Source organism: Rhizobium sp. BK650 (assembly GCF_014195325.1).
Lineage (GTDB): Bacteria > Pseudomonadota > Alphaproteobacteria > Rhizobiales > Rhizobiaceae > Rhizobium.
The window spans coordinates 609517-626960 of the sequence record NZ_JACIBK010000001.1; the positions used below are offsets into that span (position 1 = coordinate 609517).

19 protein-coding genes are annotated in these 17444 nt (G+C 60.6%); 7 read left to right on the forward strand and 12 right to left on the reverse strand.

All coding sequences use genetic code 11. The features are described from left to right. Positions 1 to 137 precede the first annotated feature (137 nt). Entirely contained in the window at positions 138 to 647 is a 510-nt protein-coding gene (locus FHX15_RS02930; RefSeq protein WP_184393523.1) for a GNAT family N-acetyltransferase, read from the reverse strand. 144 nt (positions 648 to 791) lie between these two features. Then, positions 792 to 3287: an ATP-dependent helicase gene (locus FHX15_RS02935; protein ID WP_184393525.1), complete on the reverse strand. Its 2496-nt coding sequence runs from the start codon at positions 3285 to 3287 to the stop codon at positions 792 to 794. A gap of 171 nt (positions 3288 to 3458) precedes the next feature. On the opposite strand from FHX15_RS02935, the gene FHX15_RS02940 reads away from it, so the two are divergent. Beyond that, positions 3459 to 3725 (forward strand): hypothetical protein, encoded by a 267-nt coding sequence (locus FHX15_RS02940; RefSeq protein WP_184393527.1) that lies wholly within the window; start codon positions 3459 to 3461, stop codon positions 3723 to 3725. A 9-nt stretch (positions 3726 to 3734) separates the two neighbouring features. Here the strand turns inward: FHX15_RS02940 and FHX15_RS02945 are convergent, their stop codons facing one another. From FHX15_RS02945 to FHX15_RS02975, 7 genes are all read right to left on the reverse strand, one after another. Further along, positions 3735 to 4412, reverse strand: a complete 678-nt coding sequence (locus FHX15_RS02945; protein ID WP_184393529.1) for a YoaK family protein — start codon at positions 4410 to 4412, stop codon at positions 3735 to 3737. Positions 4413 to 4439: 27 nt separating this feature from the next. Next, positions 4440 to 5321, reverse strand: coding sequence for a glyoxalase (locus tag FHX15_RS02950; RefSeq protein WP_184393531.1), 882 nt, complete (start codon positions 5319 to 5321; stop codon positions 4440 to 4442). A gap of 39 nt (positions 5322 to 5360) precedes the next feature. Then, a complete protein-coding gene (locus tag FHX15_RS02955; RefSeq protein WP_184393532.1) occupies positions 5361 to 6182 on the reverse strand; it encodes an alpha/beta fold hydrolase in 822 nt (273 codons plus the stop codon). 123 nt (positions 6183 to 6305) lie between these two features. Beyond that, positions 6306 to 6734: a DoxX family protein gene (locus FHX15_RS02960; protein ID WP_184393533.1), complete on the reverse strand. Its 429-nt coding sequence runs from the start codon at positions 6732 to 6734 to the stop codon at positions 6306 to 6308. A 10-nt stretch (positions 6735 to 6744) separates the two neighbouring features. Next, positions 6745 to 8631, reverse strand: coding sequence for an amidohydrolase (locus tag FHX15_RS02965; RefSeq protein ID WP_184393534.1), 1887 nt, complete (start codon positions 8629 to 8631; stop codon positions 6745 to 6747). Between the two features lie 28 nt (positions 8632 to 8659). Continuing rightward, the gene (locus FHX15_RS02970) at positions 8660 to 8929 is read right to left on the reverse strand and encodes a XapX domain-containing protein (RefSeq protein ID WP_184393536.1); all 270 of its coding nucleotides are present in this window, start codon (positions 8927 to 8929) and stop codon (positions 8660 to 8662) included. A 73-nt stretch (positions 8930 to 9002) separates the two neighbouring features. Further along, complete coding sequence (locus FHX15_RS02975; protein WP_184393537.1) at positions 9003 to 9692, reverse strand: hydrolase; 690 nt, start codon at positions 9690 to 9692, stop codon at positions 9003 to 9005. Between the two features lie 309 nt (positions 9693 to 10001). Here FHX15_RS02975 and FHX15_RS02980 point away from each other — a divergent pair, with 309 nt between their 5' ends. The 3 genes from FHX15_RS02980 to FHX15_RS02990 all read left to right on the forward strand — a co-directional run bounded on the left by FHX15_RS02980 (position 10002) and on the right by FHX15_RS02990 (position 13067). Then, a complete protein-coding gene (locus tag FHX15_RS02980; protein WP_184393538.1) occupies positions 10002 to 10484 on the forward strand; it encodes a VOC family protein in 483 nt (160 codons plus the stop codon). A gap of 133 nt (positions 10485 to 10617) precedes the next feature. Next, entirely contained in the window at positions 10618 to 11463 is an 846-nt protein-coding gene (locus tag FHX15_RS02985) for a helix-turn-helix transcriptional regulator (protein WP_246778851.1), read from the forward strand. 605 nt (positions 11464 to 12068) lie between these two features. Next, positions 12069 to 13067 (forward strand): flagellin, encoded by a 999-nt coding sequence (locus tag FHX15_RS02990; RefSeq protein ID WP_184393540.1) that lies wholly within the window; start codon positions 12069 to 12071, stop codon positions 13065 to 13067. 90 nt (positions 13068 to 13157) lie between these two features. Here the strand turns inward: FHX15_RS02990 and FHX15_RS02995 are convergent, their stop codons facing one another. Continuing rightward, positions 13158 to 13751, reverse strand: a complete 594-nt coding sequence (locus FHX15_RS02995) for an NADPH-dependent FMN reductase (RefSeq protein WP_184393541.1) — start codon at positions 13749 to 13751, stop codon at positions 13158 to 13160. Positions 13752 to 13828: 77 nt separating this feature from the next. Between FHX15_RS02995 and FHX15_RS03000 the strand changes: the two genes are divergently transcribed. Next, the gene (locus FHX15_RS03000) at positions 13829 to 14239 is read left to right on the forward strand and encodes a helix-turn-helix domain-containing protein (RefSeq protein ID WP_184393543.1); all 411 of its coding nucleotides are present in this window, start codon (positions 13829 to 13831) and stop codon (positions 14237 to 14239) included. Between the two features lie 164 nt (positions 14240 to 14403). Beyond that, positions 14404 to 15069, forward strand: a complete 666-nt coding sequence (locus tag FHX15_RS03005; RefSeq protein WP_184393545.1) for an OmpA family protein — start codon at positions 14404 to 14406, stop codon at positions 15067 to 15069. 279 nt (positions 15070 to 15348) lie between these two features. On the opposite strand, the gene FHX15_RS03010 is transcribed toward FHX15_RS03005, so the two are convergent. After that, positions 15349 to 15756, reverse strand: a complete 408-nt coding sequence (locus FHX15_RS03010; RefSeq protein ID WP_184393547.1) for a DUF2000 family protein — start codon at positions 15754 to 15756, stop codon at positions 15349 to 15351. Positions 15757 to 15789: 33 nt separating this feature from the next. Between FHX15_RS03010 and FHX15_RS03015 the strand changes: the two genes are divergently transcribed. Further along, on the forward strand, positions 15790 to 16704 hold the full coding sequence (locus FHX15_RS03015; RefSeq protein WP_184393549.1) for an AraC family transcriptional regulator: 915 nt from the start codon (positions 15790 to 15792) through the stop codon (positions 16702 to 16704). Here the strand turns inward: FHX15_RS03015 and FHX15_RS03020 are convergent. Beyond that, positions 16696 to 17406 carry a YafY family protein gene (locus tag FHX15_RS03020; protein WP_184394011.1) on the reverse strand — a complete coding sequence of 237 codons (711 nt, stop codon included), beginning with the start codon at positions 17404 to 17406 and terminating at the stop codon, positions 16696 to 16698. The two genes, FHX15_RS03015 and FHX15_RS03020, sit on opposite strands and share 9 nt — an antisense overlap. Positions 17407 to 17444: the final 38 nt, after the last annotated feature.

Below are 17444 nucleotides of genomic sequence, written 5' to 3' on the forward strand. Positions count from 1 at the left end.
CGGGAGGCCAGGCGCAAGTGCTATTTCTCGTATGGAGAGTGGCAGATGGCTATATTAACGTATTTTTCTGCTGCCGCTCGCGTTATACGCGAAAGCGGCAAGTATTTCGCGCTTTATATTAGGATTTATGCATGCGGCTATGGAGCCGGATGCCTGAAAACCAGATCGTCTGAATCGCCGTCCTCGCGCGCCGCCCTTATATCCGGCACGGCGCCCAGCCGTTCGGCAAGCCGGATCGACCTTACATTGGAAGAAGCGATATAGCTCACCAGTGTCGTCAGGCCACGTACTTTAAAGGCCCAATCGCGCAGGGCGACGGCTGCCTCATAGGCATAACCTTTGCCTTCGGCCTGCGGATAGACGAGCCAGCCCAGTTCCTTTTCAGGAAACAGCGGACCGTGATTGATGCCGACCTGACCGAGGCATTGTCCCGTGGTGCGGTCCTCCATCATCAGAGCACCGTGGCCCATCAGCGCCCACAGGGCGACGTCATGGCAGAACATGCCCCAGGCGGCTTTGGTCGAATGCGGACCGCCCATATAGAGCGCGCGATCAGAAATCATCAGCGCATGATAATCCGGCCAGTCTTCCATGACCGGAGCCCGCAGGATCAGGCGCTCGGTTTGAAGTGTTGAGATAGCTGTCATCGGATGCCTCGCTGGAAATCGGGCGGAACCTGCGAATGTAAGTCACTTACAGGGGATAGCCGCGATCGGAAAGGCCAATGAAAGGCGAGCCGTATCGCCATGCCGACCAGTGCGATTCCGAAGAGCGCCTCAAGTAAAGCAGGGTCAAACCCTTTCGACGAACCCGTCGAGCACACGTTTCTGCCCGGCGCGATCGAAATCGATCGTCAGCTTGTTGCCTTCGATGCCTGATATGGAACCGTTGCCGAATTTGATGTGGAAGACGCGGTCGCCGATCGTGAAGCGCGAGGGTTCGGTCGCGGTGGATTTTGCCACCAGTTCTCCCTCGATGGTTCGGCCGCGCGGGCCGCTTTCGCCGTAGCCGATGCGCTCCACAGCGTGGCCGGAGCGGGTGCCCCAGTTGTCGCGGGTGGCATCGGTCTTGTTCTGCTGGGCACGTTTCCAGCCGGGCGTCGAATAGGAATTGGCGAATGGATCGGCCTTGTCGAAGCGCGACTGGCCATATCCGCCGCTGCGGCCGTAACCGCCGTAGTTCTGCTCCATCTCGGCAACTTCCACATGCGTTTCCGGCAGTTCGTCGAGGAAACGTGAGGGGATGGTCGACTGCCAGAGGCCGTGGATGCGGCGATTGGAGACAAACCAGATGTGGCAGCGGTGCTTGGCGCGGGTGATGCCGACATAGGCGAGGCGGCGCTCTTCCTCCAGGCCGGCGCGGCCGGATTCGTCGAGTGAGCGTTGGTGCGGGAAGAGGCCTTCCTCCCAGCCGGGCAGGAAGACCGTGTCGAACTCCAGGCCCTTGGCCGAATGCAGCGTCATGATCGACACGGCGTCGAGGTCCTCGTTCTGCTCGGCATCCATGACGAGCGAGACATGCTCCAGGAAGCCGCGCATAGATTCGAAGCTTTCCATGGAGCGGATGAGTTCCTTGAGGTTTTCAAGGCGGCCCGGCGCTTCTGCGGTCTTGTCGTTCTTCCACATGTCGGTATAGCCGGACTCTTCGAGGATCTGCTCGGCAAGCTCGGTATGTGGCGTGTTTTCAAGCAGTTCCTGCCATCGGCGGAAGGATTGCACGACATCGAAGAGAGCCTTGCGCGCCTTCGGCTTCAGCTCGTCCGTCTCGATCATATCGGCGGCGGCTGCGAGCATCGGGATATCGCGGGCGCGGGCGTAATCGTGGAGCGCGCGCACCGTCGTATCGCCGAGGCCGCGCTTCGGGGTGTTGATGATGCGCTCGAAAGCGAGGTCGTCGGCCGGCTGGGCGACGAGGCGGAAATAGGCCATGGCATCGCGGATTTCGAGGCGCTCGTAGAAGCGCGGGCCGCCGATGACGCGGTAATTCAGGCCAAGCGTGACGAAGCGGTCTTCGAATTCGCGCATCTGGAAGGAGGCGCGCACCAGGATCGCCATATCGTTCAGCAGATGTTTCCTGCCGTCGGCATCGCCGCGCTGCAGGCGCTCGATTTCCTCGCCGATGGCGCGGGCTTCTTCCTCTGAATCCCACGAGGCATGAACCTGCACCTTGACGTCGTCAGGATCGGAGCGATCGGTGAAGAGCGTCTTGCCGAGGCGGCCTTCATTATGGGTGATGAGATGGGCGGCGGCGCCAAGGATATGGGCTGTGGAGCGATAGTTGCGCTCCAGCTTGATGACTTTGGCGCCCGGAAAATCCTTCTCGAAGCGCAGGATATTGTCGACTTCGGCACCGCGCCAGCCATAGATCGATTGGTCGTCGTCGCCGACGCAGCAGACATTCTGCGGCTCGCCTTTCGGGCGCTGGGCGAGAAGCCGCAGCCACATATATTGGGCGGTGTTTGTATCCTGATATTCGTCGACGAGGATATAGCGGAACCTCTGGTGATATTCCTTCAAGAGATCCGGCTGCTTGCGGAAGATCGCGATCGGATGCATAAGCAGGTCGCCGAAATCACAGGCGTTCAGCGTCGACAGGCGGTTCTGATAGGCGAAATAGAGATCGCGGCCGCGGCCATTGGCGAAGGCGCGCGCATCGCCTTCCGGGATATCGGCGGGGCCGAGGCCCTTGTTCTTCCAGGTGTCGATCATGCCGGCGAATTGCTTGGCCGGCCAGCGCTTGTCGTCGAGACCTTCGGCCTGGATCAGCTGCTTGATGAGGCGGACTACATCGTCGGTATCGAGGATGGTGAAATCCGAGCGCAGGCCGACGAGTTCGGCATGACGGCGCAGGAGCTTGACGCCGATCGAGTGGAAGGTGCCGAGCCAGGGCATACCTTCGACGGCGCCGCCGACGAGAAGCGCGATACGCTCCTTCATCTCGCGCGCCGCCTTGTTGGTGAAGGTTACGGCAAGGATCTGCGAGGGGAAGGCACGGCCAGTCGAAAGGATATGGGCGATGCGGGTGGTGAGCACGCGCGTCTTGCCGGTACCGGCGCCGGCAAGCACGAGGACCGGGCCTTCCAGCGTTTCGACCGCTTCACGCTGTTCCGGGTTGAGGCCGGCGAGATAATCGGGACGGCCGCCATCCCGGGCGGCCATGGCGCGGGCAGCAATGCCGCCGCCGGCAGCGGGCGCCCTTGGGGCAGGTGCCACAGGCTGCTGCGGCTTGCGCGGCGCTTCGCCCGGCTCCTCGTCGAAGAAGGGCATATCGTCGAAACTGTTGCTCATGGCGCGTAATGTAGTGATTCGGGAGGGAAAGACCAGAAAGTTGTTCTGCTTTCATTCCCAGGCCCTCGGCTATCCTCAGACAGTTTGTCTGGCCTGGTCTGAAGCCGGCCCTGGAGTTGTGGTCCTTGCGTACCTCAACTATTGTCTCGCGCCAGCCGTCGGGAGAGCCATATGTATATGATCGCTATTCTTGCCAACCTAATCCTCCTGATCATCGTTGCGACGCTGATCGCAGGAAATGGCTTGCCGGATGGCGCGGGCCTCGGAATCCTTGCCGCGGCCACAGCCGCTCCCGCGTTCAGCACGATCGCATTGGTGCGACGCAATGGGTCGGTTGCTGAACTCATTTCGCTCGAGATCCGGGCACGGAAGCTCATATTGCGCCAGCGCATTGCCGAGGCGGAGGCCAGGGCTGCCGGTAATGATATCAGCGGCTAAGGATTATCCTTATGCAGTCTGCGGGGCGGCGAAAGCCAGGCAGACCGAAGCCAGCGCAAAGAGCGGCGGTAGCGCTAAGCACCAGGCGCCGACGGTGGTAAAGAGCAGGGCGGCGAGGCCGCAGCCGAGAGCGAAGGCGAAAACGGCGATCGCCATACGCGACAGGCGACTTTTCAACGGCTTTGCCTGATCTCCTGACATGCCATGGGCGAGGTCGCCGAGATCGATCATGATCTGCGTCGTCGTGCCGGTCATCAGGGTGCTCGGCGGTGAGGCGCCGAGATGGATGCGGTGAGCGGCGTTTTGGATCGCCATGGCGATGACGAGCAGCATGCCAGTCGCTACCAGCGGCAGCCCGTCCGGGTTGGTAAAGGGTGAAAGCCAGATGGCGCAGGCGCCGCCGGCAATCAGGAAGACAAGCTTAATGATGAGGAGGGTGCGCAGGCCCTTTTCGTCGCCGGGCGGCACATTGTGGGTCAAGTAGCGCAGCGCGAGGACCGTCAGGCAGAAGACCGGCAGCGCCAGAAGCTTGGCGATGATGCCCGTCGTGCCGTGGGTGAGTGCGGCGCCGAGGGTCACGAAGTTGCCGGTGACATGAGCGGGGAAGAGGCCGCCGAGCGCCAGGAAACCGGCGGTATCGACATAACCGCCGGTAAAGCTCAGAAGCACGGGCAGGGCTGGGCGCATCGTTTTCCCTCTTAACGTTTCGTATCGTTACTTTGCCGTGACGGCGTGGATTTCGGCAATATAGCCGCCGGGGAATTCCACCATGGCGGCGCGGCGGTCGCCGGATTGATAGGGTTCGACGAGAATTTTAGCGCCACTGTCCTTGGCTTTTTGCAGCGTCGCGTCGAGATCGGCGGTTTCGTAGCCGGTCATTTCGCGGCCATATGGGAAGGGCAGATGGCCGTCGGTGACGAGCACGGTCATGCGGCCGAAGACGGATTCGATACGCAGGCGGTGGAAGGTCTCATCCGGGAGGCCGATTTCGACGCCGGGCGCCTTCTTCTCGTCGGAGACGATTTTGCCATGCGAGAAGGCGAGGAAAGCGTGAGTGAAAGCGACAGCGCGGCCAGCCGACACATAGATGCGGTTTTCTGGGATGGTCGTGAAGGCCGGATAGTTTGGCTTGATCGTATGCCAGTAGAGCTGCATGTTGACGCCGCCCGGCCACTGAACGACGGCATCGCGGCCAATCGGGTCCGGGAAGGCTGAAACGATGACATCTGCGCCGGCTGCCTTTGCCGCTGCGACCGCCTGGTCGAGGTCGGTGACGAGGTAGCCGGTGCGTTCGGCGCCGAACGGGTAGGGGATCGGCGTCTTGAAGCCGAAGAGCGAGACGGTACCAGCCGGCGTCTGCAGGAGTTGTGACGTGGTGCTGCTCGGCGTCGGCGTCACCGTTGCCGTTACCTGCTTGGTGCTGGTGCCGCCGAAGGTGGCGAGGAAGGTTTTGACGAAGGCATCCACGTCATCAGGGGCGACATAGACATGGGTCGTATCATATTGCGCGCCGACGCCAAACTGCGGCGAGGCGGCAAGGGCCGGAGAGCCGGCCAGGCCGAGAAGGGCAACAAGGGCTAACGATAGACGAAGCATTGCATGATCTCCTTGGGCCTGACCGGCCGATCTCGTGACTTAGGCCTTGATGAAGGCGAGGACGTCGGCGTTGAACTTTTCGGCTTCGGTCTGGGCGAGACCGTGCGGGGCGCCCGGATAAACCTTCAGCGTGCCGTTCTTCAGAAGCTTGATGCCCTTTTCGGCGGCTGCCTTGATCGGCACGATCTGGTCGTCATCGCCATGGATGAGGAGAGTGGGAATGTCGATCTTCTTCAGGTCTTCGCTGTAATCGACCTCGGAGAATTCGTGGATGCAATCGTAGTGGCCCTTGATGCCGCCGGCCATGCCCATCAGCCAGAAGGTTTCGCGCAGGCCTTCGTTGACCTTGGCACCATCACGGTTGAAGCCGTAGAAGGGGATGGTGAGGTCGCGGAAGAATTGCGAACGGTCACCTGCCGTGCCCTTGCGGATGCCGTCGAAGACTTCGATCGGCGTGCCCTCGGGATTTTCAGCCGTTTTCAGCATCAGCGGCGGAACGGCGCCGACGAGTACGGCCTTGGTGACGCGGCTGGTGCCATGGCGGCCGATATAATGGGCGACTTCGCCGCCGCCGGTGGAGTGGCCGATCATGATCAGGTTCTTCAGATCGAGCTTGTCGATGAGCTCGGCGAGGTCATCGGCATACTGGTCCATATTGTTGCCGTTCCACGGCTGCGACGACCGGCCATGGCCGCGGCGGTCATGGGCGATGACGCGGTAGCCCTGCTGGGCAAAATAGAGCATCTGGACTTCCCAGGCGTCGCCGGACAGCGGCCAGCCATGGGAGAAGAGGATCGGCTGGCCGTTGCCCCAATCCTGATAATAGATCGTCGTTCCGTCCTTGGTGGTGATCGTCGGCATTTACTCGTCCTATGCTGGGTTGGGAGGTTTTCACCTGATGGCGTAAGGTGCACGACAGTGCGTGACGCGATGAGGAAACAGGTTTTCGAATGGCTGTGTAAGCGATCCTTTGGTGTAGGTTGCCTATGCCTTTTCTGTGAGATCGAGCCAGGCGACGAGCAGGAAGCCGCCGACAAGGCCGAGATGTTCGAAGAAGGAATTGGCGGCCATGAAGCGCTCCATTCCCACGGGTAATTCCCAGAAACGCAGGGCCAGGAAGGTGGCCATCAGCGTGAAGCCGCCGAGTGCGAGCGCGCCAAGCCAGCGCAGGAAACCCAAGAGAATCATCAGCGACGCGGCAAGCTCCAGGGCGATGACGATCACCGCAAAGACCGGCGCGGGCGACAGACCGAAATGGGTCATTTCGGCGACTGCGCCCGCAAAATCGGTGAGCTTGTTGAGGCCGCCCTGCAGATAGGCGGCGCAGAGGCCAAGATAGGCGATGAAGCGCACAAAGGCCGCGCCGAAGAGAGGGCGGGCGAGGCCGGTGAGTCGGGTTTGAAGGGTGTGCATTCTATTGTCCTCAGACGGCCCAGCAGGCGCAGCCGAGCGCACCCCAGAAGCTCTTGAGGTCGGAGACCGGCGCCTTGGAACCCCAGGCATTGGCGTGAGCATGGCCATGGACATTGCAATCATTGGCGCATCCGCAGGAAGCGATCAGGCGGCGATGCAGCGAGTTCTTGCCGGCGCCTTCAGGTTCGCCCCAGGCGGCATAACCCTTGAAGCTGCGCACCGGCGACCAGTCGGGCATGGGGGGCGGGACATCGTTCTCGTCGAGACTGGCAAAGCTGCCGGCGCCATAGACGATCTTGCCGCCGACCATGGTGAGCTCCGAGGTGAGGAAGGAGATCTCCTCCTCGGCGCAGGCGAAGAAATCCTTGTCGGGCACGATGAGATCGGCGAACTGGCCTTTCTCGATACGGCCCTTCTTGCCTTCCTCATTGGAAAACCAGGTGACGTTTTCCGTCCACATGCGCAGCGCCGTTTCGCGATCCAGGCAGTTGCGGCGCGGATAGATCGCCATGCCGCCGACGGTACGGCCCGTAATCATCCAGGAGAGCGATACCCAGGGGTTATAGGAGGCGACGCGGGTGGCATCGGTGCCGGCGGAAACCTTCACGCCCTTCTCCAGCATGCGGGCGACGGGCGGGGTGGCCTCGGCAGCACCCACGCCATAACGTTCGACGAAATATTCGCCCTGATAGGCCATGCGGTGCTGCACGGCGATGCCGCCGCCGAGCGCTGCAATGCGGTCGATCGACCGTTCGGAAATCGTCTCCGCATGGTCGAAGAACCAGTTGAGGCCTTCGAGCGGGATATCCTGATTGACCGTTTCGAAGACGTCGAGCGCGCGGCTGATCGTCTCGTCATAGGTGGCGTGCAGGCGCCAGGGCCAGCGGTTTTGCGCAAGCACGCGCACGACCTCTTCCAGCTCGCCTTCCATTTCCGGCGGCATGTCGGGACGCGGCTGGCGGAAATCCTCGAAATCGGCAGCAGAAAAGACCAGCATTTCGCCTGCGCCGTTGTGGCGGAAATAGTCGTTGCCCTGCTTGTATTTCACCGAAGCTGTCCAGTTCAGGAAGTCTTCCTTCTCCGCCTTCGGCTTCTGGGTGAAGAGATTATAGGCGAGACGCACGGTCATCTGGCCTTCGTCGGCGAGCTTCTGGATGACGGCGTAATCATCGGGATAGTTCTGGAAGCCGCCGCCGGCATCGATGACGCCTGTCACGCCCAGACGGTTCAATTCCCGCATGAAATGCCGGGTGGAGTTGACCTGGTAGTCGAAGGGCAGTTTCGGACCCTTTGCGAGCGTTGAATAGAGGATGCCGGCATTCGGTTTGGCAAGCAGCAGGCCGGTCGGATTGCCATTGGCGTCGCGGGTGATCTCGCCGCCGGGTGGGTTCGGCGTGTCCTTGGTATAACCGACGGCGCGAAGGGCTGCGCCATTCAGCAGGGCACGGTCATAGAGATGCAGCAGGAAGACGGGGGTATCGGGGGCGACGGCGTTGATTTCTTCGATGGTCGGCAGGCGCTTTTCGGCGAACTGGTGCTCGGTGAAGCCACCGACGACACGAACCCATTGCGGCGCAGGTGTGGCCGCCACCTGGCGCTTCAACATGTCCATCGCGTCGGCGAGCGAGCGAACGCCATCCCAGCGCAATTCCATGTTGAAGTTCAGGCCGCCGCGGACGACGTGCGTGTGGTTGTCGATCAGACCGGGAAGAACGCGCTTGCCCTTGAGGTCCACGACCTTCGTATTCGGCCCCTTGAGCGCCATGACTTCGGCGTCATGGCCGACGGCGAGGAACCTGCCGTCCTTGATGGCGACGGCGCTGGCGGCCGGATTGGAGCGGTCGAGCGTGGTGATCAGCCCATGATGCAGGATGAGGTCCGCAGTTGCGTTTTCCATAGTCTTCGTCCTCGAGCGAAAGCGGGTATCAAACCTTTTCGGAAGGCTTTGCGTCAGAAGGTGCGCTACCTTTCGGCAGGTGGCCGAACATGTGCGGCTTTATCTGGTTCAGCCACGAGACGGCCGCAGGCTCCTTGTTGATCAAGGTCTTCGCGAATGGGATGACCTGCTCGCCGACCAGAATGCCGAGCAGGCCGACAAGCGCCACGACCGGCGGGGCCGGCGAACGGACGTTCAGCAGGCTGTAGACAATCCCGACGAGGAGGCCGGCTCCAAGGGAAAGGAGATAGATTTTCATTTTGGACTCTATTCACTTCGTCATGCAGGAAAGCGAAAGCGGCAAAAAAGCCGCTTCCACCGATGAAGTCTATCTACTTGGCCGGGTTCGGGCCGATGCGCTCGCCATGCTTGACGCGTTCGGGCGCCTTGTGAACGTGGGTATAGGCGTAGTCGACGCCCATGCCGTAAGCGCCTGAATGTTCCTTCACGATGGTGGTGACGGCTTCATAGGTTTCGCGGCGTGCCCAGTCGCGCTGCCATTCCAGTAGCACCTGCTGCCAGGTGACGGGAACGCAACCCGCCTGAACCATGCGATCGATGGCGTATTTATGCGCATCGGCAGACGTGCCGCCCGAGGCATCGGCGACCATGTAGATTTCGTAATCGGTATCGTGCATGCAGGAGAGCGCGAAAGTGGTGTTGCAGACTTCCGTCCAGAGGCCCGACACGACAACTTTCTTGCGGCCGTTGGCGGCATTCTTCGCCAGGGCGTCGCGAACGTTCTGATCGTCCCAGGAATTCATCGAGGAGCGCTCGAGAATCGTGTTTTCCGGGAAGACGGCGAGCAGTTCCGGATAGGTGTGGCCGGAGAAGGCTTCGGTTTCGACCGTGGTGATGGTGGTCGGCACCTTGAAGGTCTTGGCGGCCTTCGCGAGACCGACGACATTGTTCTTCAATGTCTGGCGGTCGATGGATTGCACGCCGAAGGCCATCTGGGGCTGCTGGTCGATAAAGATCAGCTGGCTGTTCTGCGGTGTGAGGACTTCAAGATATTTGGACATTATCGTTCTCCCTGGTCATGAGGCCTTAAAGGCAGAAATCGGCTGCCAGTCGGCCGCTGCAGAAGCTTGCGGTGCATCGCTTCCCCGCGAGTGAGTGGCCGCGATTCGACGGCGAACCTACTTGGCAAAAGCCAAATCAGATTGTCGGTTTCCACCCTCTTTTGTCAAAAATTGCCTCGGGCTGCAGAGGTGGTCGGGAAGCTATCGGCGCAGCCAGAAAGGCACCGGGATTTTTTGCGCGGCCCTGTCGGGATGGCCGTGGCTCATGCGTCCTAGAGCCATGAACGACGACCAAAAGGAGGATATTTCATGGTCAAGGTCATTTCGCACCTCTGGTTTGCCGAGGGCGCCCGCGAGGCGGTGGAATTCTATGTTTCGCTGGTGCCCAATTCCGCAATCGGCGACATCACCACCGTGCCGGCAGAAACGCCGAGCGGCCCTCCCGGCAGTGTCGAAATCGTGGAGTTTACCCTTGGCGGCCAGAATTTCATGGCCATGCAGGCCGGGCCGTTCGAGCCGTTCAACCATGCCTATTCCGTGCAGGTCATCTGCGAAGATCAGGCGGAGGTCGACCGTATCTGGGATGGGTTCCTTGGCAACGGGGGCACGGCAGAACACTGCGGCTGGCTCAGGGATCGCTGGGGTCTTTCCTGGCAGATCGTGCCCAAGGCGCTGGCCGAGATGATGAGCGGCGCGCGCAAAGGCAATGCCAAAAAGATGACCGAGGCGATGCTGCAGATGGTCAAGCTCGATGTGGCGACATTGGAAAAGGCGTTCCAGGAAGCGGCCTGAACCTGCGAAGCAGCATGACCAGGCTGGACGGCAGCCGGAGACAGGGCTGCCGTTTCAATTCTCCCAGTGGATTTTGAGGGGAAATGATGTCATTGGGACAGCGGGAGGCAATTCGAAAACGGGGGTGATTGAATTGGCGTCACGGCCACAGATTTCATTGCTTCAAGCCGGTGCCGTCTCGATCGTGCGCATGCGCAGCAACAGCGCCGATCATGATGAGAGCGGGCCGATTCCCCAGGCGGATGCCTTCAGTGTCATCGCGCAGCTGAAACCCTTCGACAACCATCGTCTGTGGCGTCGCGGCAAGCTCATCCACGACGGCGGCCATCCTGCGGGAGCGCTGGCGATCACCGATCTCGGGGAGGAGTGGCGCTGCCATCATCGCTCCTCTTTCGACAACATGCGTTTCAACATTTCCCGGCAGGGGCTTTCCGATTTCAGCTACGAGGCGGGGCGTTCCGGCTTTAACGGACTCGATTGCGGGCAGGGACAGCTCGATCCGGTCGTGCAGGGGCTCGCCATGGCACTGCTTCCGGCGCTCAGCCAGCCAGCGCATGCGAGCGCGCTTTTCATCGATCATGTCCTGCTGGCGCTGCAGGCGCACCTGGTGACGCGTTACGGCAAGATCAATCTGCCGGTCGAGCGCAGCAGTGGGCTTTCCGCACGTCAACTCACCATGGCGACGGGGTTCCTTGCCTCGTTGACGGCACGGGAGGCGACGATTTCAGATGTCGCGGCGCAATGCGGGCTGTCGACCAGCTATTTCATCCGCGCCTTCAAGAAATCGACCGGTCGGACGCCGCATCGTTGGCTCATGGAATACCGGGCGGAGAAGGCGCGGCAGATGCTGCTCGGCACGGCGTCGATCGCGGAGATCGCGGTTGCCTGCGGCTTTGCCGATCAGAGCCACCTCACGCGCGTCTTCACGGCCCTGAATGGCGTCTCCCCGGGGACGTGGCGGCGGGAACGACGTATCTAGTTGGTTTTGTCCTGCCGGCTGACCTGCAGAATTCCTTACGGCGCTTACGATTGCTTACATGAACTTTGTAAGCGAATTTCCATAATCGTTTCAATGAGTTATTGCTTCTCTTACGGACTTACGAAGTAATGGCGAAACTCAGGTGGAGAGACAGACCGGTATTCCAGAGGCTGTTAGCTATCCCATGAGAGTTTGAGACAGGCCGTAATTTCGTAAGTTCGTAAGCGCTGCCGTTAAGGTACTGATTTTGTTCGGTAAGCGCGCTTACGAAGTTTGCAGGTGCAGGTCAACGCTTACGAAATACGGGCATCGGGCCGCCATCCGGCTGCCGTGAACACGCTCCAGGTACCTATTTCCGAACGCCCTCCGGATCTGGGCCGGCAGGCTTTCACGGCGTACGAAGGCTTATGAAACAGGATAAATTACTTCTGAAGTTTAGACGTTTGTTAAGCATAACCGGCAATGATTGCGACCAGTAACCGGTCGGTCTTCTCAGTTTTTCCGAAGGCCATTGCGCTGATTTCAGGCGACGGCGGACATGAATGTCCGCGTGATTTCGGTACATCCTGTTTTGTTGCGTGCTGTTGTGTTTTGGAGTTCGTACCGTGAGTATTTATCAGCGCACCTCCGTGGATGCGGCGCTTAATGTGCTGCGTGATATCAATCGGAATATGGCGGTGACGCAAAACCATGTCACGACGGGTCTGCGGGTCGAAAAATCCAGAGATAATGCCGCCTACTGGTCGGTCGCGACGACGGCTCGCCACGACAACAAGGCCCTTTCCGCCATTCAGGATGCCCTCGGCATGGCGGCTGCCACAATGGGCACGGCGTCTGCCGGCGTTGACAGCGTCATCGATGTCGTCACCGAGATCAAGGCAAAGCTTGTCGCGGCAACCGAGCAGGGCGTCGACAAGACCAAGATCGGTGAAGAGCTCGAGCAGCTGAAGGCGCAGTTGCGCAGCGTTTCCGAAGGCGCAGGCTTCAACAACGACAACTGGATCATCCTCGACAATACGACGACGCCGACGCAGCCGCGCCAAATCCCGGCCTCCTTCATCCGCAATTCGGACGGCACGGTATCAGTAGGCATGCTGAGCTACCATATCGACATCCCGCCGAGCGGCGCGACCTCCTCCAAAGATGCACGTTACGTGATCGACGACCGGGCCGGCGGGACCGGCGAATATGGCGTGCTGACATCTGCCTTCTTCGCGATCGAACTCGGCACCTCTCAAACCTGGGTGCTGACGAAGAGCAAGAACGGCAATACTGCCGGCCAGACGGAAATCGGCCTCACGGCGACGACCAGCAAACAGGACTTGAACGACATGATCAGTGTCGTCGATGCCGCGCTCGGACAGCTAACGACCGTCGGCTCGGCGTTCGGCGCGCTCGAAAAGCGCATCAGCATTCAGGACGATTTCGCCAAGAGCCTATCCGACAACATCACCGAGGGCATCGGCCGCCTCGTCGATGCCGATATGGAAGAGGAATCGAGCAAGCTGAGGGCCTTGCAGACCCAGCAGCAGCTCGGCCTGCAGGCGCTGAACATCGCCAACGCCTCCTACGACAAGGTTCGCCAGCTCTTCCAGAATTTCTAAACCGAGGTGCGTCCATTCGGGCGCACAAAGGCGCGCTCATTCAAAGAAAAACCGCGCGGCAGTCACCGCGCGGTTTTTCATTTCAGCTCGTCAAGCCTCGGCAGCCTTGGCAGCCATCGTCGCCTTGGCCCACCAAACCAGTTCGTCGAGGGCGGTCTTTGCCGTCGGCAGCAGGTTCGCTTCGATCTCGATGATCGGCTTCTTGCCGAAGGCTGGATGGATCGCCATGAAGTCTCCGCCGCCGATATGGACGGCCGCATGGGTGGAGACCATCTGCAGCTCCACGCCGATTCCCCGGAGATGCTCGACGGCGCGCGTGGCGCCGGTGCCGCCATAGCCGATGGCGGTGAAAGGCTTGCGGTTCCATTCCTTATAGGCCTGGTCGAGCGCGTTTTTCAGGGAGGCAGTGATCGAGTGGTTATATTCGGCGACGACGAAGATATAGCCGTCGAAGCGACCGACCGTCTGCTGCCAGCGAACCGCTTCGGGATTCTGGCTCGGCATCCACAGATTCGATGCTATCTCATCGAAGAAGGGCAGCGGATGATCACGCAGGTCGATCAGTTCGACATCGATATCTTCTCGTGCCTGGGCCTGCTTCAATATCCATTGTGCCGGGACATCGGCAAATCGGGTAGGGCGGGTAGAGCCGATAATAACGGCGATACGGGGCTTAGAATTCAAAGTAACCTCCTGTATGCTGGTTTCCAACGGTAACCAGATTACGGATGGTTTGCGATATCGCACAAGGAGGCACTTTGTTGAAACCAGATAACCATCAGGAAACCGCCCCCTGCGAGGATGTTGATGGCTGCCAGCAAGTTCGCGCCTGCGACCACATCAGCCGCATGCTGGCGCGCATCAGCGACAAGTGGAGCCTGCTGGTGGTACGCGTTCTCGGCCACGGGCCGCTGCGTTTCAACGCCCTGCGCCGTGAAGTCGGCGAGATCAGCCAGAAGGTTCTGGCATCGACATTGCGGGAGTTGGAGGAGAACGGATTCGTTTCCCGAACCGTCACACCTACGACGCCGCCACAGGTCGAGTACGCGCTGACGGATCTCGGCCGGGAGTTCTTAGACCCGGTTCGCGGGCTTGCCGAATGGGTCGTTGCAAACTCGGCACGCATGGACGAGGCGCGGGCGGCCTATGCCAAACGCCGCGGGCTCGACTGACGCAAGCGCCGCCGTTCGTCAATAAAGCTGGTGATATCGGTGCGCGGCTGCAACAGGCCCATGTTTCCCATGGGGAATTTGGCTTATCAGATTAGGATCTTCATCTTGTTGCCGCATTCCATAATATCTGCTCGCCCCAGCTTCGAACGGAGAACCTCCTGTCCATGATCAAGAAATTTGTCCTTCTGGCCGTTGCGGCGAGCTACCTCTCAGCCTGCACGACGACCGATCCCTATACTGGTGAGCAGAAGGTATCCAATACCGCCGGCGGTGCTGCCCTTGGCGCGCTCGGCGGTGCTCTCGTCGGTGTCGCCGTCGGCGGCGGCGGTCACGGGAAGCGCAATGCGGCCCTGATCGGCGCCGGCCTCGGCGCGCTTGCCGGCGGCGCGATCGGCAATTACATGGACCAGCAGGAGGCCGAGCTTCGTGCCCAGCTCGAAGGCACTGGCATCTCCGTCACCCGCCAGGGCGACAACATCATCCTCAACATGCCGTCGAACATCACCTTCGATATCGATCAGGATGCGGTGAAGCCGGGCTTCTATCCGACGCTGAATTCGGTGGCGATCGTGCTGCGCAAGTTCAACCGCACGCTGATCGACATCAACGGCCATACGGATTCCACCGGCAGTCTGCAGCACAACCAGGACCTGTCGCAGCGCCGCGCCTATTCGGTCGCGAGCTACCTGCAAGGGCAGGGCATCGATGGCCGCCGCGTGTCGGCCGTCGGCTTCGGCCCGTCGCAGCCGATCGCTTCCAACGCGACCGAAGCCGGCCGCGCCCAGAACCGCCGCGTCGAAATCCAGATCGCGCCGATCACACAAGGCTGATCCGCTCCGTCGGCAAAGTTCAACGTCTTCCGCAGCGATGCGGAGGACGTTTTTGTTTCTCGCGTAAAGGTGTCTGGCTGCGGGTTCGGGGTGTTGGCTCGCTGGAAGTGATAACAGCGGCTCGTTGTTCTGGATCGGCCTTGCTCTCTATTCGACGTGCTCCTCGGCCTTGTCCTGAGGATCTGCTGCCGTTGCAGATGCTTGGGACAAGCCCGAGCACGGCGGGAGAGATGTTGGGCGCCCTGAGGCAGGATGGTTTCCCACCACTCACCGCATGCCTCAATGCTGCATCGTCGCGCCTTTGGTGATTTTGTCGACGATTTTCTTGTCGGCTCGCAGCGCAATGCCGACGACCTTTGCGTCATCAGGGGCGTATTCCGCGAAGACGGCGCGGTTGGCTGCATCATGACCGGTTGCGAACATTTCCTCGATGAAGATTGAGGAAGTCACTTCCCGCTCCAGCGCGCGGCGGTGGATGGCCGAGATCGTCGCTTCGTCGGCCGACAGGACTATGATGGGCTGGATGGATAGCGGGTTGTAGAGATTGCCGGCTCGGTCCTTATAGGGCTCACCGATGATTTCAGGATATTGGCCGGCGATACCGGTCGAAAGGAAGGCTGTGACGTTCAGCTTCTGCCAGCCGGCAAGATTGTTTCGCAGGACGATCGCAATTTTGGTATCAAACATTCCAGTCTCTTTCATGAGGGTATCGATAAGGCATTGAGCCAGGATCTAACGCCGCAGGTCTTCGAGGGTCTTGAACGTTTGTGCGAGCCGCAGAGGGGCAGCGGCGTACCGGCCGCGCCCGCCGGCAATGGTTTCCTGACTGCGCCGGCCTTTCCGGGTATCGAGCGCATCGAGGCGCAGTTTTCGGGCAATATGTTCGAGCCGCACCGGCACGATACCTATGCGCTCGGCGTTACCCTGCACGGAGTGCAGACCTTCACCTATCGCGGCGAGCGACGTTTCAGCATGCCGGGGCAGGTGATCGTGCTGCATCCGGACGAGGAACATGACGGCGGGGCGGGAACCGAGGACGGGCTGCATTACCGCATGCTCTACATGGAGCCGGCGCTGCTGATGGAATGCCTGGAGGCCGAGAAGATCGGGCTGCCTTTCGTCGACCAGCCTGTTATTGCCGACGCGGCGCTGGCGCAGGTGCTGCTTGCAGCCCTTGGTGAGCTCGATCAGGAGCTGGACGAGCTTTTCGTCGACGATTTCGTCAGCCGGGTGGCGGGCGGCCTGTCGCGGCATTCGCAAGTGCGCCGTCGAGCATTGGGCAAGGTTGCCTGGAACCAAGTGAGGGTGGCGCGCGACTATCTGGAGGCGCATGCGCTCAGGTCCGTGCGCTCCGGCGAGTTGGAGAACATTACCGGCCTCGACCGCTTCACCCTGTCACGGCATTTCCGCGCGGCTTTTGCCACCAGCCCGCACCGCTACATGCTGATGCGGCGGCTGCAGCAGGCAAAGGCGCTGATGGGCGAGGGGGAGGGGTTTGCGGATGTGGCCGCCGCGACCGGCTTTGCCGATCAGGCGCATTTCATCCGGCACTTCAAGAAAGCCTATGGGGTCACGCCGGGGCGATGGGTGGGGCTTCAGCGTGCAGCGCAGGTCAGCAATGGCGGCCTATCTTAGCGCTTGGCGCGAACGAGAAAGTTCGGCTTCACGCCACTGCAGCCATTGCTGTCTCAGTTTGCCTCTGGGCAGGTCGACGGTCTCTTCGAGAACCTTGAGATTGAGAATGCGTTCGGCGCGAAAATGGCGGAAGGCCTCCTTCGATTCGCACCATGCAATCAAAAGACAGTGCTCATCCTCATAGCCCAGGAGCACCGGCCACACGATCCGGCTGGTTATCGCGCCATTTGCTGCACAATATTCAAGCTCAATCTTTCGTCCCTCCCTGATCGCCCGCCGGATTGGACGGCTGTCGAGCGTTAGGCTGTCGATGGCCTCGCCGGGTTTCAGGCTGACCGCAGGTTCGGCAATGAACGGAAGAAGGTGGTCCGGTACGGTTGATGCAATTTTTGCAATGACATCTCTGGCAGCAGTGTTGATGGCCGGGTCGCCCAGCTTTGCCACCATCTGAACACCCAGTAGAACAGCCTCGATTTCTTCTGCAGTCAGCATTAGCGGCGGCATGTCGTATCGTGGATCGAGGACGTAGCCAAAACCAGCTTCCCCTTCGATGGGAACGCGCTGGCCAATCAGGTGGGCAATGTCACGATAGACGGTTCTTCGCGCGACCTCGAGTTCTTCCGCGATCTGCGCCGAGGTGATCGGGCGGTATGACCTTCGAAGAATCTGGATGATCTGGAAAAGCCGTTCCGCTTTTCGCATGGCTGGTGACTCCTGCTGCCACAACGCTGGCAGGACGA